The organism is Geminicoccus roseus DSM 18922 (genome assembly GCF_000427665.1).
Taxonomy (GTDB): domain Bacteria; phylum Pseudomonadota; class Alphaproteobacteria; order Geminicoccales; family Geminicoccaceae; genus Geminicoccus; species Geminicoccus roseus.
In genome coordinates this window covers 2314583-2330249 of record NZ_KE386572.1, presented here as the reverse complement: position 1 = coordinate 2330249, position 15667 = coordinate 2314583, and the positions used below count along the sequence as shown (strand labels likewise).

Here is a 15667-nt window from a genome sequence, read left to right as displayed (position 1 = left end):
CGGAGCTGCGCCGTCCTTCGTGGAGGGGGCATGTGCCTCCCGGCCTTCGGCACGTGCAGGTCCCGACAGCGGCCCTGGATGTGACCCCGCGGTCTCAGGACCGGGCTGGGCCGGCAGCTTCACCATCTCCCCCCCGAAAGGCAGATAGGCTGCAACCGGCGATAGCGTTGAGCCGGCCGGACCGGTTCCGGCGTCATCCTTGCCGTGCCATCCGCTTCGCCGTGCGGGAGCGGCGGGTGAAGTGGCGACGTCCCCGGCTATCTGACAGTTCCATCCTGTTTGATCATGCATGACAGCTATCGATAAACCGGGATTGCCAATCTCCGGGCGCCGCCCGATATCGCGGTGCAGCAGAGCATGGTCTGGAGTGCGCTGCCGCGGTCGGCAAGGTGCGAGCCTAGCTCCCTTTTCGTCCGCTCCGGCCCAGCCGGACGCATGGACCATCGGTTCGTGTTCCAGGCATTTAGCCTCCCTGATCTACTCGGCCGGGTCGAAAGATCCGGCCACTTTTTTTCAGGAGCATCCGCGGTCGTTGACGCGGGATGCCTAGAACTTGCTGCTCGGGGCGCCGAGTTCTCGCTCGGCCGAGGCTTCCCGGATGCCCTCCCCGAAAACCGGCCTGAAGATTCGGTGATATTTGAGGGCAGCTGAACGGGTGACATGGTTGTCGTCGAAGTAAAGAGCCCGACCCTCCTCGGTCGCGCGGCACTGCTCGCGATCACAAAGATAATTTCCGACGTCTAGCACCCGGATCCCGTCCTCCTTCGAAGCCTCGGAAAGAACGCGCCGAACATAGGCCTGCCGGACATCGAACGTCCTCCGATCGACCCCGATCTCCGGTGTTTCGCCGGCCAAGGCTGCCAGGAAGGCTGCCTGTGGAACATTGACCGACTGCTCCGGGATGAATGCGGTGACATAGATCGTCTTGGAAGGCAGCAGGCGGGGGATCCGATGGACCGCCCGCGCGAAGACCCGTCGATTCTCGGCATGGCTGCGCTCCCGGGACTGGTCGTCCAGGATGAAGGCATCCTCCATGTGCCGGACGCCGAACCGGGTCCCCTCGGCGATCCTGGTCCATCGGCCGACAAAGACGACATCCTCGACGTCCTTCGACTTGGCGAGGAAATCCAGGACGGCATCCATGTGGACACGGCATTCGGGGTCGGACTGCCTGATGCCGAACAAGGGGTTGCATCCCGAGCGCGTCAGCACGATGCCGGCCTTCCCGCCCTGGCGTGCGGCCGCTTCGATCCCGGGCATCATCGCGTCGCCGAAGCTGTCTCCCACCACCGCGAACGTGGGACGGGCGCCGTGCTCCCCGATCCGGCAGACTCGCCCTGCGCGCACTTCTTCGGGCGAACGGGAGTCGCAGTCTTCTCGCTTCGGGTTGCGGTCATGGACGGCCATGGCGAACTGCTGCACCGGCTCGCTGAACCGCCCGGGCCAGCCCTGGCCCAGCCAGACCCCGAAGCCAAGCACAGCAAATGCCGCCATCCCGGCTGTCGCGGTCTTGAGCACCATGATCGGTGGCCTGGCGGTCCCATGACGGAACGGCCGTTCGACGAAGCGCCAGGACAGAATGCTGATCCCCAGGGTCGCCAGCAGAAGCAGCCCCATCTCCAACAGATGGAGGTCGCGCTGGAGCACGAAGTTCTGGGCGAACACGATCAGGGGCCAGTGCCAGAGATAAAGAGAATAGGAAATCAGGCCGACGAAGACCATCGGCCCCGCGGAGAGCAGCCTGCCAGTCCAGGTGGATCCCTGGCTTCCCGCATGAATGATCAGCGCGGCGCCCAGACAGGGCAGCAGAGCGGCCTCTCCCGGGAAGGGCATCGCCTCGTCGAAGAACAACACCGAGCCGAGAATGAGCGCCAACCCGAACCCGGCGAGCCCTTCGTTCACGAGGCGCCTGGTCGAGCCGGGAATCATCCCGACTGCCAGCATGGAACCGATCATCAGTTCCCAGAACCGCGCGAAGGGCAGAAAGAACGCGGCTCGGGGAGCCTCGCGGACCTGGAAGATCGAGAACAGCAGGGAGGCCACCACGACGGGCAGAATGATCGTCCCCCAGGGCAGGGTCGATCGGCGGCGGAACAGCAGGAGCAGGAGCGGGAACAGGATGTAGAACTGTTCCTCGACCCCCAGGGACCAGGTGTGCAGGAGTGGCCGCGACGAGGAGGCGACGGTGAAGTACCCCCCCATCAGCCAGAAGAACACGTTGGACACCGACAGCGCCGCAGCGACCACCGAGGCACCGTAGAACTGGAAGATGGCCGGGACCATCAGGATGCTGGCCAGGGCTGTCGTGACCGCCATCATCACGAACAGGGCCGGCAGGATCCGACGCGCGCGCCGCTCGTAGAACCGGGTGATCGAGAACGTGCCGCGATCCATCTCGGCACAGATGAGCCGGGTGATCAGGAAGCCCGAGATGACGAAGAAGACGTCGACCCCGACAAAGCCGCCCGGAACCTGCGCCAGCCCCAGATGGAACAGGACGACGCTGGTTACGGCGACCGCGCGCAACCCGTCAATGTCGGCTCGATAACGGACCGAGATATCCATGGATGATACAATCCGATTATGTATTAATCAGCATACGCTCTCCTGCCATAGCCGATGCATGACAAAATGCCGTCTGAAATAGACGTCATTCTCAAGCAAGAGTGCCCGAGATGGTGTAGCGATGCTGAAACCTAGATTAATTTACTTCAAACAGGAGCGAGCTCATCTCGCATTAACGTCATGTCGTTTTGGTGAGCATGCCGCAATAGGTAAATCATCATAGAGGCGTCTCCGAGAATATGGTCGCCGAAGGCTGCCTTTTATGTATTTTTTGTAATTTATCCTTCATCAATGAAAGTTGCAAGCCCTGCTGCAGCGGATGTTCCGGAATGCCCCCTTGGGTGCGCATGCAGGTCAGCGGGATTCCTGTGCAACCGGCGCCCATTGCACATGCTCAATCGATGGCGCCGCCGTTGCCAGCATCGCCAGCCGGTCGAACCCCAGGGCAATGCCCGCGCTGCTTGGCATCAGCGGCAATGCCTTGAGGAGTTCCTCGTCCAACGGGTAGCGGTAGCCGTAAATGCGCTGCATCTCGTCCATGTCGGCATCGAAGCGGCGACGCTGCTCTTCCGGATCGGTGAGTTCGCCGAACGCATTGGCGAGTTCGACACCGCAAGCATAGAGTTCGAAGCGCTCGGCAACCCTCGGATCATTCGGGCTCGGGCGGGCGAGTGCTGCTTCCGGGATGGGATAGTCGTACAGGATCGTGGCTCGGCCGCTGCCAAGGCCAGGCTCGACCCGCTCTACCAGGACGCGTGAGAAGATGTCGCCCCACCCATCATCCGCAGAGAGCCGGATCCCCGCTTCCTTGGCTGCCGCGGCCAGCGCGTCGCGGTCCGTCCTGCCGTCCGGAGCGACAGTAGCAAGCAGGTCGATCTTCTCCCGCGCGAACGCTTCGGCAAGGCTGAGCCGCAGCGGGGCCTGAAACGGATCGGCCGACCAGGTCCGCCATGTCAGCCGCCTCGTCCCGGCGGCCTCGGCGGCCATGCCGAGGATCTCGCTGCAATCCGCCATGAGGGCGGTGTAATCCGCATGGGTCCGGTACCATTCGATCATGGTGAACTCGGGATGGTGCAATGGTCCGCGCTCACGGTTGCGGAACACGTGGGCGAAGGCGACGATGTCGCCGCTTCCGGCCGCCAGCAGCTTCTTCATGGCAAACTCAGGAGAGGTGTGCAGGTGCAGCCTCCCCAGGGAACAACCGTCCGTGGCTAGGGCTTCTGTCGAGAAGGCGTGGAGATGCGCTTCGTTGCCCGGCGAGACCTGCAGGCAGCACGGGTCGACCTCCGTGAATCCTTGCGAAGCGAACCAGTGCCGCAGAGCATCGCGAATTCGATTGCGGCCGAGCAGAAACGAGCGCCGGTCGGCGTGGATGTGCGGTTGCCACCAGGGCGAAGAGGTCGGCATGGAACGGAGAGGCCTTTCCTTCAGGGTCACGCGAGGCTGGACCGCAACCTCGCTTGCGTCTAATCGCGACAAAACTCGCCCGGCGAACCTGCCGGTGCGCCTCGAACACGTAGCGAATTAGGACAGGTCATGGTCAAGGTCCTGGCGAGCAGCCTGCGCAAGGGCACTGTCGTCGACATCGACGGCAGGCTCTACACGGTGCTCACCGCCCAGAACATCCACCCGGGCAAGGGCACACCCGTAACCCAGCTCGACCTGCGCCGGATCTCGGACGGGGTGAAGATCTCCGAGCGCTACCGCACGACCGAGCAGGTCGAGCGCGCCTATGTCGAAGATCGTCCCTATACCTATCTCTACGAGGACACGGACGGGTTCCACTTCATGAACCCCGACAATTATGAGCAGGTCCAGGTAGCGAAGGACGTCATCGGCGACAGCGCGCCGTATCTCCAGGAGAACATGACCGTCTCGCTCAGCCTGCACGAGGGCGTGGCGATTGCATTCCAGTTGCCCAGCCGCGTGACGCTGGAGGTCGTCGAGACCGAACCGACGGTCAAGGGCCAGACCGCATCCTCGTCCTACAAGCCGGCGGTGCTCTCCAACGGCGTGAAGACCGCGGTTCCGCCGCACATCTCGACCGGCACCCGGGTGGTGATCAATACGGACGACGGCTCCTACCTGGAGCGCGCCAAGGACTGAGGCGGGTATCCCGCGCGCCCATCTCCGGCCGGACCGTAGACCCGCCCGGCTGGAGATGGCGAAGGTCAGGGGCTGCGGTACCAGTTGCCGCGCATTTTCTCCCCGATCCCGCAGTCGATCCGGGCTTGCGCCGCAACTAGGACAGGCCCCGGAACCTGCGCGATCTCCAGCATCATCTTCTGGCGGATCGCGTCGGTGAAGTCGCCCAGGGCCCGTACCGGCACCACGAATGCGCCGGGGCCCGTGATAACGCAATCCTCGTAGTACACATCCAGGTCGAAGCCGGTCACGGTCGGCAGCTGCGAACTCTTGATCATGATCGGCAGACCGTTCACCACGATGCCGCGATCGGCCAGATCGTCGCGTACCGGCGTCACCGCTGCGCCCGAATTGTTCGGCCCGTCCCCGGAGATGTCGATGACCTGCCGGTCGCCGGCAAAGCCGTTTCCGTCGAACAGGCTGGCGGCAAACTGCAGGGCTGCCGAGATCGAGGTGTATCGGGTCCGCCCGAGCGGCGCATCGGCCAGTTGGTCGGCGAACCGCTCCGCCGCCTCGGCATCATCGACCAGATGCCAGGGCACCACCACCGACTGCGCGCCCGGTCCTGCCCATTCCATGTAGGTGAGTGCGATCCGCTGGCGTGGACCGGACAGGATGGCATCCAGAACGTTGCCGTGGGTGATCGCCTGCAGGTAGCCGGCCCGCTGCAGGCGCTGCTCGTCCAGGTCCATGGAACCCGAAACGTCCACCGCCAGGACCAGTTCGAGATCGACCGGCAGATCCGCAGCGCTCGCGGATGCCGATGCCAGCGACGCCACGACACTGCAGACGCAAAGGAACCGACCGCCCATGTCCATATCCTGCCCGAGCTAGTCGATCACACTGTGATCGGACCGGCTTTCGGTCAACCTCGGATCGGAACAAGCCGGTGCTGTCGGCAGCGGTCAGCCGCGCAGGAACGGGTTTCCCTGGCGCTCGGCCCCGATGGTGGAGCCCGGGCCGTGGCCGCAGATGAAGGCGATGTCATCGCCGAGCGGCAGGATCTTCTCGGCGATCGAATCCAACAAGGCCCGGGTATTCCCATAAGGAAAGTCGGTGCGTCCCACCGATCCCTTGAACAGGACATCGCCCAGGATCGCGAAGTGGAGTTGCGGCGCCACGAAAACCAGATGGCCCGGTGTGTGACCGGGGCAATGCAGCACGTCGAAGTCAAACCCGGCGATGGCGACCCGGTCGCCTTCGGCAAGCCAGCGATCCGGCTCCACATCGCGCGCGCCTTCGATCCCGAACTGCGTGGCCTGCGCCGCAAGTCCCTGCAGCAGGAATGCATCACGCCGGTCCGGGCCGACGATCGGCACCGGCGTGGAGCCCTCCGCCCGGCTGTCGTTCAACTGCTCGCGCAGCAGGTCGGCGCCGGCGGCATGATCGACATGGCCGTGGGTCAGCAGGATCTGCTCGACCTTGATGCCATGGCGCGAGATCGCCGCCAGGATCATCGGCACGTCACCGCCGGGATCAATCACGGTGCCGGTGCCGCTCTCATCGTTGAACAGAATGGTGCAGTTCTGCCGGAACGGGGTGACTGGAACGACGACAGCCTTGAGCGCACACATGATGGGGAAATCTCCAGGTCCACGAGCCGGATCAGGGTGACCAGGAGGTGCGGATACGACAAGCGTCGCCGCCGGTCCAATCCTACCGGCCGGCCATGTTTGATCCAATCTCTGGACAGAGCGACAGGGTTTCACGCCCCGTCGTCCGGCCAGAGCCGGAGAATGCAGCACGTCATGCACCACTGCCCAGACAGGTCAAGCCGGCATGCCTTGCGACGCACCGGCGGCAATCAGCGTGTTGTCCAGCAGGCAGGCCACCGTCATCGGGCCAACCCCGCCCGGAACAGGAGTGATGGCGCCGGCTCGCTCGGCCGCCTCGTCGAACGCCACATCGCCCACCAGGCGCGAGGCACCGTCCGGCTGCTCGACCCGATTGATGCCGACATCGATCACGGTCGCCCCCTCGGCGACCCAGTCGCCCCGGATCATCTGCGGGCGGCCAACCGCCGCCACCAGGATGTCGGCGGTACGGCAAAGCGATGGCAGGTCGGTGGTGCGCGAATGGGCGATGGTGACGGTGCAGTCGGCCGCAAGCAGCAGGGCTGCCACCGGCTTGCCGACGATGTTCGAGCGGCCGACCACGACTGCCCGCCTGCCGCGCAGGTCGCCCAACGTCTCGCGCAGCAGGATCAGGCAGCCCTTGGGCGTGCAGGGCAGCAGGAGGTCCTCCGGAATCCCGCCCGAGGCCGAGAACAGCCGCCCGACATTGAGTGGATGGAATCCGTCGACGTCCTTGTCGGGCCGGATCGCGTCGAGCACCGCGCTCTCGTCAACATGGCCGGGCAAGGGCAACTGCACCAGGATGCCGTGGACATCCTCTGCCTCGTTCAGGGTGGCGATCACGCCCAGCAACTGCTCGGTCGTGGTCGATTCCGGCAGTTCCAGCAGGCGGCCGTTCATGCCCACCTCCGCGGCCATCCGTGTCTTGGTGCCGACATAGGCGAGACTCGCCGGATGACGCCCCACCAGCACCACGGTCAGGCCGGGCACCGGGCCACCTCCGGCCACGAACGAGCCGACCCGCTCCTTCACCCTCTCGCGCAGACGGCTGGCGGCAGCCTTGCCGTCAATGATCCTGGTCATGGACCTGTCTCTCCTGCTGGGCATCGCGAAGGGGGCGGTGATCGGGTACCATCCACGCTTTCCCGGATCATCGCCCGATCTCTTCCAGGGCGGCCAGCAGTCGGGCCGGCTCTCCTTCGATCCGGAACCGCTTGCGCCGCGCGGCGCCGCCCGCGACGAGGCTGACCGCCGAGCGGCCTACCCCCAGCACCCTGGCCAGTTCCTCCGCCACCGCCTGGTTGGCCTTGTTGTCCTCGGCCACGGCAGTGACCCGCACCACAAGCCATGCCTGCCCGTCCGCGTCCAGCACCTGGCCCTCGATGCCGTTGCGGCCGGAGCGGGGCTTGGCACGCACGGCCACCTCCACCGCCCCGGACTGCGGGCGCCAGGCCGGCAAGCTCAGCTGCCCGGGATCACCTGGACGTCGCCGCGATAGGCCATCGGCAGGATGATGTCGTAGACGATCAGGTTGCGGGCGAAATGGATGATCAGGATCAGGATGACCGGGCTGATGTCGATCCCGCCGAAGTTCGGCAGGAACCGGCGGATGGGAGCCAGCGCCGGCTCAGTGATCCGGTACAGGAACGTGCCGATGGTGTGGACCAGCGGCTGGCGCGGATTGACGATGTTGAACTGCACGAGCCAGGTGAGAATGACCGAGGCGAACAGCAAAGTGAGGTAGATGCTGACCGCGGTGTCGATCAGATTCGCGAGTGCGTACATCGTCCTGCCAGGCCCGTTGTCCCAAAAGACGCCCCAGGGGGAGCGTCGGCCGGACTATATCGGAACGTCCGGCCCGCACCAGACCCCCTTCGTCGCGGTTGCCGCTTGACAGCCAGCCATCCATCCTGGATACCCCGCCCCCGGAGCGGGGCCGTAGCTCAGTTGGGAGAGCGCTAGAATCGCACTCTAGAGGTCGTCGGTTCGATCCCGATCGGCTCCACCACCCCAGTTTCCAATAGTTGAATTTTTCTGTGCGACCGTCGGCCGAACAGGGCGCAGGAGTGAACTTCTGCGCACGGATGGCGTATCTGATTTTCAGGATGCCACGGGTGCGTCCAGGCCATTGGCCCGGCGTGACGGTTTTCAGGACGCTTCCAGCAGGAACAGGGCAGTCTGCTCGTCCGTCACCAGGACGTTGATGTAGCCTGCGCGCAGGCAGGCGAGAGTCACCGCATGCTTGGCGGGGCCGGCGCCCACGCCGATCGAATAGGTGCGGTCGCGGCAGGAGGCGAGGCTGGCACCGATTGTGCGGTCGTCGAGGTCGTGATCGATGATCTTTCCGTCGGCATCGATGAAGCGGCTCAGGATGTCGCCGACGGCCCCCCTCGCCTGCAGGTCGCGGGCCTCGCCCTCCGAGACGAAGCCGGACTGGACCAGGACCGAGTCCGGGGTGAGCGCGCCCAGGCCGAAGCAGACCAGCTGGGAGCGGCGCCCCAGGTCCAGGACGCTCGCGATCGTGGGATCCTGCTCCAGCGCCACGCGGGTCGCCGCCTTGCCCAGGATCGCCGGGACGGGAAGCAGCGTGGCATGACCGTTGGCGGCACGCGCGAACAGTTCGGCGACGTTGTTGGTGCGCGTGGCCGAGGCGCGCACGTTCATGGCGCCGTTCAGCATCACTACCTCAACCCCGTCGTTCCAGAACGGCGGCAGACGGCGCGCCACTGCGCTCATGGTCCGTCCCCACGACACCCCGATCAGCGGGAAGCGGTCCAGACCCGCGAGGAACCGGCCGGCCGCCTGGGCGACGCTGTCCAGCATCAGGTCGTCGCTGCCCTCGGGATCGACCGGCACGATCGCAGCGTCCTTCAGCCCGAAGCGGCGCTGCAACCGGCTCTCCAGGTCGGGCCTGCGGGGGGTTGGCGGGACGATCTCGATCCGGACGATCCCGCTGTCCCGGGCATCCGTGAGCAGCCGGCTCGCCTGCCAGCGGGTGAGCCCCAGTTCCTTGGCGATCACGTTGATCGTCATGTCCTGGTGATAGTAGCGCTTGGCGACCTGGACCATCAGCTGGATGCGATCGTCCGCCGACAGGTCCCGCAGATGGACATCCCGCTGGACCAACGGGCCGGTCATCAGGCGTGGCCCGTGCGCTGCGCTGCCGCCAGACGCCGGGACAGCGGCGCCAGCAGGCGGGTCGCTTCGAGATAGTCCTCCAGGAGGGCCTGATACCGCTCGTGCGCCGTGAGGTCGGGTTCGACGGTTACCGTCGCCGGCATGACGGCCGCCGATGCCGCAAAGAGGTCGGAGGTAAGCCCGGCGCCGTTCGCGGCGCAGGCGGCCGCCCCCAGAATCGACAGGTTGGTCCCGCTGGCAAGTTCCATCGGCAGCCCGATCGCATCGACGGTGGCCTGAAGCCAGAGCCGGTTCTTCTCGAACCCGCCAGCGCTCACGATCCGCCGGCAATCGATGCCGAGTTCGCCCATGCGCCGAAGCACGTTCGCGGAGCCGAGCGCCACCCCCTCCACCGCCGAGCGATAGAGGTCTGCCCGGTCATGCCCCAGCGACAGGCCCAATACGGTACCGCGCAGATGCGGATCCCGGTAGGGAGTGCGGTTGCCCATGAAGAAGTCCAGGGTCAACAACCCGGTGCCGCCGACCTCGATGCGAGATGCGGCCTCTACCAGTTCAGCCATGCCCTGGCGGTCCAGGCCGAACATATCGTTGGCATACCAGGAAAGGATCGACCCGGCCGAGACCTGCCCCGCCTCGACCAGCCAGTGGTCATCCACCAGCGCATGCGGATAGGGTCCCCAGAAGCCGGGAACAGCCTGCCCGGCCGCGAGCTGGAAAAGCTGCACGACCGAGGTTCCGCCGATCATCAGAAGTTCGCCCGGCGCCATGGTGGCGGCACCGACCATGCCGATATGGGCGTCGATCCCACCCTGCGCCAGAACGGGCCGATTGGCGAGCCCCAGATGCTCCATCGCCGATGCCTGGATCCGGCCGATCGCGCCGCCCACCGGGACGATCTCGCGGGGGAGCTTGTCCGGCAGCTCAGGGATACCGAGTTCGGCGAAGAGATCGTCATGAAACCGCGCGGCGACGGAATCGTAGTTCCACTTGCAGGTCGCGTTCATCCGCGATCCGACCCAGCGGCCGGCGAGCAGAAAGTTCACATAGTCCAGGCATTCGCAGATGATGCCGGCCTGCCGGTAGCTGTCCGGCTCATGCTCCTTCAGCCACATCGCCTTCGGCACCAGCCATTCGGCGGCATCGCCCCCGCCGGCATAGGCCAGGACCGGATGGCCGGAGCGCGCTGTGCGATCCGCCTGCTCGGCGGCGCGGCAATCCATCCAGAGCAGGGCCGGCCGCAGCGGGGTGCCGTCCTCGCGGCAAGCCATGACTGTCGAGGCTGTCGTGGCCACGCAGATCCCGGCCACCTCGGGACGACCGGCGGCCCGCAGGAGGGCACGGGTGGCGGCACCGGCGGCCTGCCACCAGTCCGTTGGCGACTGCTCCGCCCAGCCCGGCTGGGGGTAGGCCGTGGCATAGGCGGCTTCCTGCTCGCCCAGCATCCGGCATGCGGCCAGATCATACAGGCCAGCCCGCACGCCTCCGGTGCCGAAATCCAGTCCCAGCAGCAGCGCCATCAGCCTCGTCCCCGATCTTGGTCGTCCTCGCCCGCCAAGACGGGCCTCAGGGCCGGAACATGATCTTGGAGAAGAATTCCCCGCCCGCCTTGATCTTCCCGAACATGCCCGGCAACTCGTCCAGGCTCAGCTCATGGCTGATCATGAACTCCCAGCGCAGCGCGCCCGAGGACAGATAGTCCAGGGTGACTGTCCATTGCGGACCGGGATAGGGAGCTCCGAAGGAGTTCCAGGCGCCATGCAGCGACACCTCCTGGCGCAGGAAGTGCTGGAAGGTCTTGTTGGCGAGGGTGACGTCGCCGACGGGAATCCCGATGAAGACGACATGCCCGCCAGGTGCCGCCAGGTTGGCGGCAAGGTTGATGGAAGACGGGTGCCCGGCCGCCTCCACGATGAGGTCGCATTTCAGGTCGCTTGGGATCTCGGCCGTGGCCAGGAAGGTATGGCTGGCGCCGGCTTCGCGCGCCTGCTCGAGCTTGCGCTCCGAGACATCCACCGCGACGATGTCACGGCATCCCATCAGCTTCATCCACTGGATCGCGAACAGGCCGATCGGCCCGCAGCCGATGACGCCGCCGCGGTCCCCCAGGGTCGGCTTGGCCTTCCAGATCGCGTGCAGCGCGATCGAGGCGGGGTCGGTCATCGCAACGGCGCGCAAATCGGTTCCCGGACGCGCCTTCAGCAGGTTTGCGGTCGGCGCACAGACGAACTCGGCATAGGCGCCATCGCGGCGGCTCCCGAAATAGTCATAGTCGCGGCATCGGGAGAAATTGCCGGTGGCGCACTGGTCGCAGACGCCGCAGGGAAGCATCGGCGCGACGCCCACCAGATCGCCGGCGGCAAAGCCCTCGACACCTTCGCCGAGCTCGACGACCTCCCCGGAGAATTCGTGGCCGCAGACGATCGGCATCCGGTGCGCACCCTTGATCAGCATGCGCGGGATGTCCGAGCCGCACACGCCGACCGCCGCGACCTTCAACAGGACCTCGCCCTTGCCGGGCGAGGGCTTGGGCAGGTCTTCCAGGCGGATATCGCCCGGCTGGTACATCACGGCAGCGCGCATGGCTGGTCTGGTCCTTGTCGGTAGATCGAGCGCCATCGCCGGGCCGTTGGCGGGCGCCCGCATTGCGGTGGAAGGCGCGGCTCAGCGTTTGAGCGAGCCGGCGCCGAACTGCAGCAGCATCGCCACGACGATGATCGCGCCCATGTAGACCTGCTGGTGATAGCCGGGCACACCAGCGAGGTTCATGATGTTGCCGATGATCCCCATGACCAGCGCGCCCAGCAGCGTGTTGAACGCGCTGCCGCGTCCGCCCATCAGGCTGGCGCCGCCGATCACCACGGCGGCGATCACGCTGAGTTCCGCCCCCACGCCGACCTGCGCCGAGCCGACGCCGGTGCGGCTGGACGAGATGATGCCGGCGGTGGCGGCGAGCATGCCGGAGATCACGTAGACCGCGAGGATGTAGCGGGGCACGGCGATGCCTGCGAGTCGGACGGCTTCCTCGTTGGAACCGATCGACGTGATGATCCGGCCAAAGCGGGTGAAGTTCAGCACGACCCCGCCGACGATGAACACGAGGAACATCAGGATCACCGGCTGCGGGATGCCATAAAGGAAGCCGGAGCCGAACGACTGAAACGCCTGTCCGGGCTCGCCCAGCGGTATCGGCCGGCCATCCGAGATGATCAGCGCCAGACCGCGTGCGATCGCCAGCATCGCCAGGGACATGACGAAGGACGGCAGGCGCAGGTAGGCGACGAAGGCGCCGGTGAACAGGCCGCAGGCGCCGCCGGCGAGCAGGACCAGCAGGATGGTCGTGAACGTCCCGTAGCCCGAGGTGGCGACGAAATAGCCGGTGAGCACGCTTCCCAGCGCCGCGATTGAACCGACCGAAAGGTCGATGCCGCGGGTCAGGATCACATAGAGCATGCCGACGGCCATGATCCCGGCGCCGGACGCCACCTGACGCAGCACGTTCAGGATGTTGCCGGTGGTGAGGAACGCGTCCGACCAGAACGTCGCCACCACGACGAGCGTCAGGAAGATCGCAAGTGTTCCAAAGCGCTGCAGGACGGCCGCGATGCGAGCCCCGTTGTTACGCTCGGAGGGTGCTTCGACCGCAGAGATCATGCTGCTTCACCAATGTCGTTCGTGTTCGGCCGCCCGGTCATCGACAGCGCCAGCAGCCGTTCCTCGCTGTACTGGTCCGGCAGGAGTTCGCCCTTGAGTTCACCCTGCCCCATCACGAGCACGCGGTCGCACAAGCCGAACAGTTCCTGATGTTCGGAGGAAATGATCAGCACCGCCTTGCCCTCCTCGGCCAGCCGGTTGACCAACCCGTAGATCTCGGTCTTGGCGCCGACATCCACCCCGCGGGTGGGCTCGTCCAGGATGATCAGGTCGCCGCCGGCGTGAAACCACTTGGCCAGCACGACCTTCTGCTGGTTGCCTCCGGAGAGGCTGGACACGGGAGCGTCGATGCTCGACGCCTTGAGACGCAAGCTGCTGCCGAGATCGGTGACGATCTTCTTCTCCAGCCCATGGCGCAGGAAGCCCAGCGCGTTCACCACGGCGGAAAGTCGCGCCATGGTGGCGTTCACCCGGATCGGCTTGTCCAGGATCACGCCATGCAGCTTGCGGTCCTCGGGCACCAGACCGATCCCGGCCTTCACTGCCTGGACCGGCGTGCGCAGGGTCACTGGCTTGCCGTTCACATGGATGGTGCCGCTGTCCAGCCGGTCCGCGCCGAAGATGGCACGGGCCACTTCGGTGCGGCCGGAGCCGACCAGGCCACCAAGGCCGACGATCTCGCCTGCCCGGATGGACAGGCTGACGTCGCGGACCATGCGACCGGCGTTGACCCGGTCCAGGCGCAGCACTTCGTCGCCGAGCGCACGCTTGCCCTTCTCCGGGAACATGGCGGCCAGTGGCCGCCCGACCATCATGCGAATGAGCTCGTCGATGGTGACGTCGCCGTTGTCCACGGTGCCGACCCGCTGCCCGTCCTTCATCACGGTCATGCGGTCGGAGATCTTGAAGATCTCCTCCAGCCGATGCGAGATGTAGACGATGCCGACACCCTGGCCGCGCAGGTCGGCGATGATCTGGTGCAGCCGGTCGGCGTCCTGGGCGGACAGCACCGCGCTCGGTTCGTCGAAGACGATGATCTTGACGTCGCGCGACAGGGCCTTGGCGATCTCGACCACCTGCTGGTGGGCCACGGTCAGGTTGCCGACGATGGCGCCGGGGTCGATCTCGAAGCCCAGCCGCTCGATCAGCTTGCGCGCCCGCGCCTTCAGGCCGGACCAGGCGATGACGCCCGGCAGCTCGCCAAGGAAGATGTTCTCGGCCACGGACAGATCCGGCGCCAGGGCCAGTTCCTGATGAACCACCGCGATGCCCAGGGCGCGTGCCGCATGGGGATCCCGCAAGGTTACGGCCTGTCCGCCGATCCTGATCTCCCCCGAGGTCGGCGGGAATTCGCCGTTCAGGACCCGCATCAGGGTCGACTTGCCGGCTCCATTCTCACCCAGCAGGGCATGGACTTCGCCGGCGCGGACATCGAAATCGACGCCACGCAGGGCGTGGACACCGCCGAACGACTTGGTGATGGCCTGGAGCCTGACGAGTTCGGTCATAGCGGCATCCATGGAGGTCGAGCACGCAGTCAGGTTGCTGCGCAAAAACGGCAAGGAGATCGGCGACCCTGGCAGGCAGGGCCGCCGATCCTGCTCGGGATCAGAAGACCGCGTCGGGCCGGTAGTACTCGTCCACGTTTTCCTGGGTGATGACCGCGGGCGTGGTCAGCTCAAGCTTGGGGAAGTCCGCCGGCAGGCTGCCGTCGACCGCCTTTAGCCCGATGTCCACCGCGGTGCGGGCAACCAGGTCCGGGTCGTTCAGGCCGGTCGCGCCGTAGCTGCCCTCCTTGATCATCTCCAGCGCTTCCTTCTGCCCGTCAGCGGCCGCAAGCACGAGGACGTCGCTCTTGCCCGAGGCTTCCAGCGCCTTCATGGCGCCCAGCACCATGGAGTCGTTCTCGCCAATGACGACATTGGCGTCGGGATGCGCGGTCAGCAGGTCTTCCATGGCGGCAAGCCCGCCTTCATGCGACCAGCCACCCCAGCCCTGGCCGACCACCTCGAAGCCGGCCCGGCCCTCGTTGACCAGCTGCCCCTCGACCAGCCCGCGGAACACGCCGAGACGGCGGTCACGACCGACCTCGTTGCCCTTGTCGCCGGACAGCAAGATGATCTTCATCGGCTTGCCCTGCATCTCCTGGGCAAGCCACTGCCCGACCAGAAAACCATTCTGGTCATTCGAGGAGCGCACCTGGGTGACGACGTCGGCGCGGGGATTGATGCTGGAGTCCATCACCACGACCTTCACGCCCTGAGCCGTGGCGCTGCTGGCGGTGGCAACAAGGCCCTCGGGATCCCGAGGATTGAGGATCAGCAGGTCGACGCCCCGCGCGACCATGTCCTCGACGTCGGAAATCTGCTTGCCCATGTCGTTCTGGCCGTCCGCGGTATAGACGGTGCAGCCGGCCTTCTCGGCCTGGTCCTGGGCGGCGGCGACCTGCGCCGCGAAATAGGGCGCCCCCAGCGTGTACATGGCGATGCCGACGGTGCAGTCGGCTGCCTCGGCGTCTCCACCCGGCGCGCCCAGCATGAGCGCAGCAACAGCACAGCCCAAGAGCAGGTGCTTCATGTTCGTACCTCCCAGAT

At 66.0% G+C, this 15667-nt stretch carries 14 protein-coding genes and 1 tRNA gene; 2 read left to right on the top strand and 13 right to left on the bottom strand.

Translation table 11 applies throughout. The features are described 5' to 3' along the window. Positions 1 to 546: 546 nt before the first annotated feature. Both GEMRO_RS32625 and epmA read right to left on the bottom strand, forming a co-directional pair. A complete protein-coding gene (locus GEMRO_RS32625; protein WP_084506849.1) occupies positions 547 to 2565 on the bottom strand; it encodes an acyltransferase family protein in 2019 nt (672 codons plus the stop codon). A 354-nt stretch (positions 2566 to 2919) separates the two neighbouring features. Next, positions 2920 to 3972: an EF-P lysine aminoacylase EpmA gene (gene epmA, locus GEMRO_RS0111880; protein ID WP_027134163.1), complete on the bottom strand. Its 1053-nt coding sequence runs from the start codon at positions 3970 to 3972 to the stop codon at positions 2920 to 2922. A 129-nt stretch (positions 3973 to 4101) separates the two neighbouring features. Here epmA and efp point away from each other — a divergent pair, with 129 nt between their 5' ends. Next, positions 4102 to 4671: an elongation factor P gene (gene efp, locus GEMRO_RS0111875; protein WP_027134162.1), complete on the top strand. Its 570-nt coding sequence runs from the start codon at positions 4102 to 4104 to the stop codon at positions 4669 to 4671. Positions 4672 to 4736: 65 nt separating this feature from the next. Here the strand turns inward: efp and GEMRO_RS0111870 are convergent, their stop codons facing one another. The 5 genes from GEMRO_RS0111870 to GEMRO_RS0111850 form a co-directional block, all read right to left on the bottom strand. Next, entirely contained in the window at positions 4737 to 5522 is a 786-nt protein-coding gene (locus tag GEMRO_RS0111870) for a DUF1194 domain-containing protein (protein WP_027134161.1), read from the bottom strand. 93 nt (positions 5523 to 5615) lie between these two features. After that, the gene (locus GEMRO_RS0111865; protein WP_027134160.1) at positions 5616 to 6284 is read right to left on the bottom strand and encodes an MBL fold metallo-hydrolase; all 669 of its coding nucleotides are present in this window, start codon (positions 6282 to 6284) and stop codon (positions 5616 to 5618) included. A gap of 195 nt (positions 6285 to 6479) precedes the next feature. Next, positions 6480 to 7367 (bottom strand): bifunctional 5,10-methylenetetrahydrofolate dehydrogenase/5,10-methenyltetrahydrofolate cyclohydrolase, encoded by an 888-nt coding sequence (locus tag GEMRO_RS0111860; protein WP_027134159.1) that lies wholly within the window; start codon positions 7365 to 7367, stop codon positions 6480 to 6482. A 67-nt stretch (positions 7368 to 7434) separates the two neighbouring features. Next, positions 7435 to 7701, bottom strand: coding sequence for a DUF167 family protein (locus GEMRO_RS29215; protein WP_169728371.1), 267 nt, complete (start codon positions 7699 to 7701; stop codon positions 7435 to 7437). 44 nt (positions 7702 to 7745) lie between these two features. Then, complete coding sequence (locus GEMRO_RS0111850) at positions 7746 to 8069, bottom strand: YggT family protein (protein ID WP_027134158.1); 324 nt, start codon at positions 8067 to 8069, stop codon at positions 7746 to 7748. 147 nt (positions 8070 to 8216) lie between these two features. Between GEMRO_RS0111850 and GEMRO_RS0111845 the strand changes: the two genes are divergently transcribed. Beyond that, a tRNA-Ala gene (locus tag GEMRO_RS0111845) sits at positions 8217 to 8292 on the top strand. A gap of 140 nt (positions 8293 to 8432) precedes the next feature. Here GEMRO_RS0111845 and GEMRO_RS0111840 read toward each other — a convergent pair. The 6 genes from GEMRO_RS0111840 to GEMRO_RS0111815 all read right to left on the bottom strand — a co-directional run bounded on the left by GEMRO_RS0111840 (position 8433) and on the right by GEMRO_RS0111815 (position 15650). Beyond that, positions 8433 to 9422, bottom strand: a complete 990-nt coding sequence (locus tag GEMRO_RS0111840) for a sugar-binding transcriptional regulator (RefSeq protein WP_051328980.1) — start codon at positions 9420 to 9422, stop codon at positions 8433 to 8435. Then, positions 9422 to 10939, bottom strand: coding sequence for an FGGY-family carbohydrate kinase (locus GEMRO_RS0111835; protein WP_027134156.1), 1518 nt, complete (start codon positions 10937 to 10939; stop codon positions 9422 to 9424). The genes GEMRO_RS0111840 and GEMRO_RS0111835 overlap by 1 nt, the downstream gene beginning before the upstream one ends. 46 nt (positions 10940 to 10985) lie before the next feature. Then, positions 10986 to 12002 carry a galactitol-1-phosphate 5-dehydrogenase gene (locus GEMRO_RS0111830; protein ID WP_027134155.1) on the bottom strand — a complete coding sequence of 339 codons (1017 nt, stop codon included), beginning with the start codon at positions 12000 to 12002 and terminating at the stop codon, positions 10986 to 10988. Between the two features lie 81 nt (positions 12003 to 12083). Further along, positions 12084 to 13073 (bottom strand): ABC transporter permease, encoded by a 990-nt coding sequence (locus GEMRO_RS0111825; RefSeq protein ID WP_027134154.1) that lies wholly within the window; start codon positions 13071 to 13073, stop codon positions 12084 to 12086. Next, the gene (locus GEMRO_RS29210) at positions 13070 to 14581 is read right to left on the bottom strand and encodes a sugar ABC transporter ATP-binding protein (RefSeq protein ID WP_051328979.1); all 1512 of its coding nucleotides are present in this window, start codon (positions 14579 to 14581) and stop codon (positions 13070 to 13072) included. The genes GEMRO_RS0111825 and GEMRO_RS29210 overlap by 4 nt, the downstream gene beginning before the upstream one ends. A 100-nt stretch (positions 14582 to 14681) precedes the next feature. Then, positions 14682 to 15650: a sugar ABC transporter substrate-binding protein gene (locus tag GEMRO_RS0111815; protein ID WP_027134153.1), complete on the bottom strand. Its 969-nt coding sequence runs from the start codon at positions 15648 to 15650 to the stop codon at positions 14682 to 14684. Positions 15651 to 15667: the final 17 nt, after the last annotated feature.

Coding starts and splice junctions, on each gene's coding strand:
- GEMRO_RS32625 (WP_084506849.1), bottom strand. CDS start 2,565: ATGGATATCTCGGTCCGTTATCGAGCCGACATTGACGGGTTGCGCGCG.
- epmA (WP_027134163.1), bottom strand. CDS start 3,972: ATGCCGACCTCTTCGCCCTGGTGGCAACCGCACATCCACGCCGACCGG.
- efp (WP_027134162.1), top strand. CDS start 4,102: ATGGTCAAGGTCCTGGCGAGCAGCCTGCGCAAGGGCACTGTCGTCGAC.
- GEMRO_RS0111870 (WP_027134161.1), bottom strand. CDS start 5,522: ATGGGCGGTCGGTTCCTTTGCGTCTGCAGTGTCGTGGCGTCGCTGGCA.
- GEMRO_RS0111865 (WP_027134160.1), bottom strand. CDS start 6,284: ATGTGTGCGCTCAAGGCTGTCGTCGTTCCAGTCACCCCGTTCCGGCAG.
- GEMRO_RS0111860 (WP_027134159.1), bottom strand. CDS start 7,367: ATGACCAGGATCATTGACGGCAAGGCTGCCGCCAGCCGTCTGCGCGAG.
- GEMRO_RS0111850 (WP_027134158.1), bottom strand. CDS start 8,069: ATGTACGCACTCGCGAATCTGATCGACACCGCGGTCAGCATCTACCTC.
- GEMRO_RS0111840 (WP_051328980.1), bottom strand. CDS start 9,422: ATGACCGGCCCGTTGGTCCAGCGGGATGTCCATCTGCGGGACCTGTCG.
- GEMRO_RS0111835 (WP_027134156.1), bottom strand. CDS start 10,939: ATGGCGCTGCTGCTGGGACTGGATTTCGGCACCGGAGGCGTGCGGGCT.
- GEMRO_RS0111830 (WP_027134155.1), bottom strand. CDS start 12,002: ATGCGCGCTGCCGTGATGTACCAGCCGGGCGATATCCGCCTGGAAGAC.
- GEMRO_RS0111825 (WP_027134154.1), bottom strand. CDS start 13,073: ATGATCTCTGCGGTCGAAGCACCCTCCGAGCGTAACAACGGGGCTCGC.
- GEMRO_RS29210 (WP_051328979.1), bottom strand. CDS start 14,581: ATGACCGAACTCGTCAGGCTCCAGGCCATCACCAAGTCGTTCGGCGGT.
- GEMRO_RS0111815 (WP_027134153.1), bottom strand. CDS start 15,650: ATGAAGCACCTGCTCTTGGGCTGTGCTGTTGCTGCGCTCATGCTGGGC.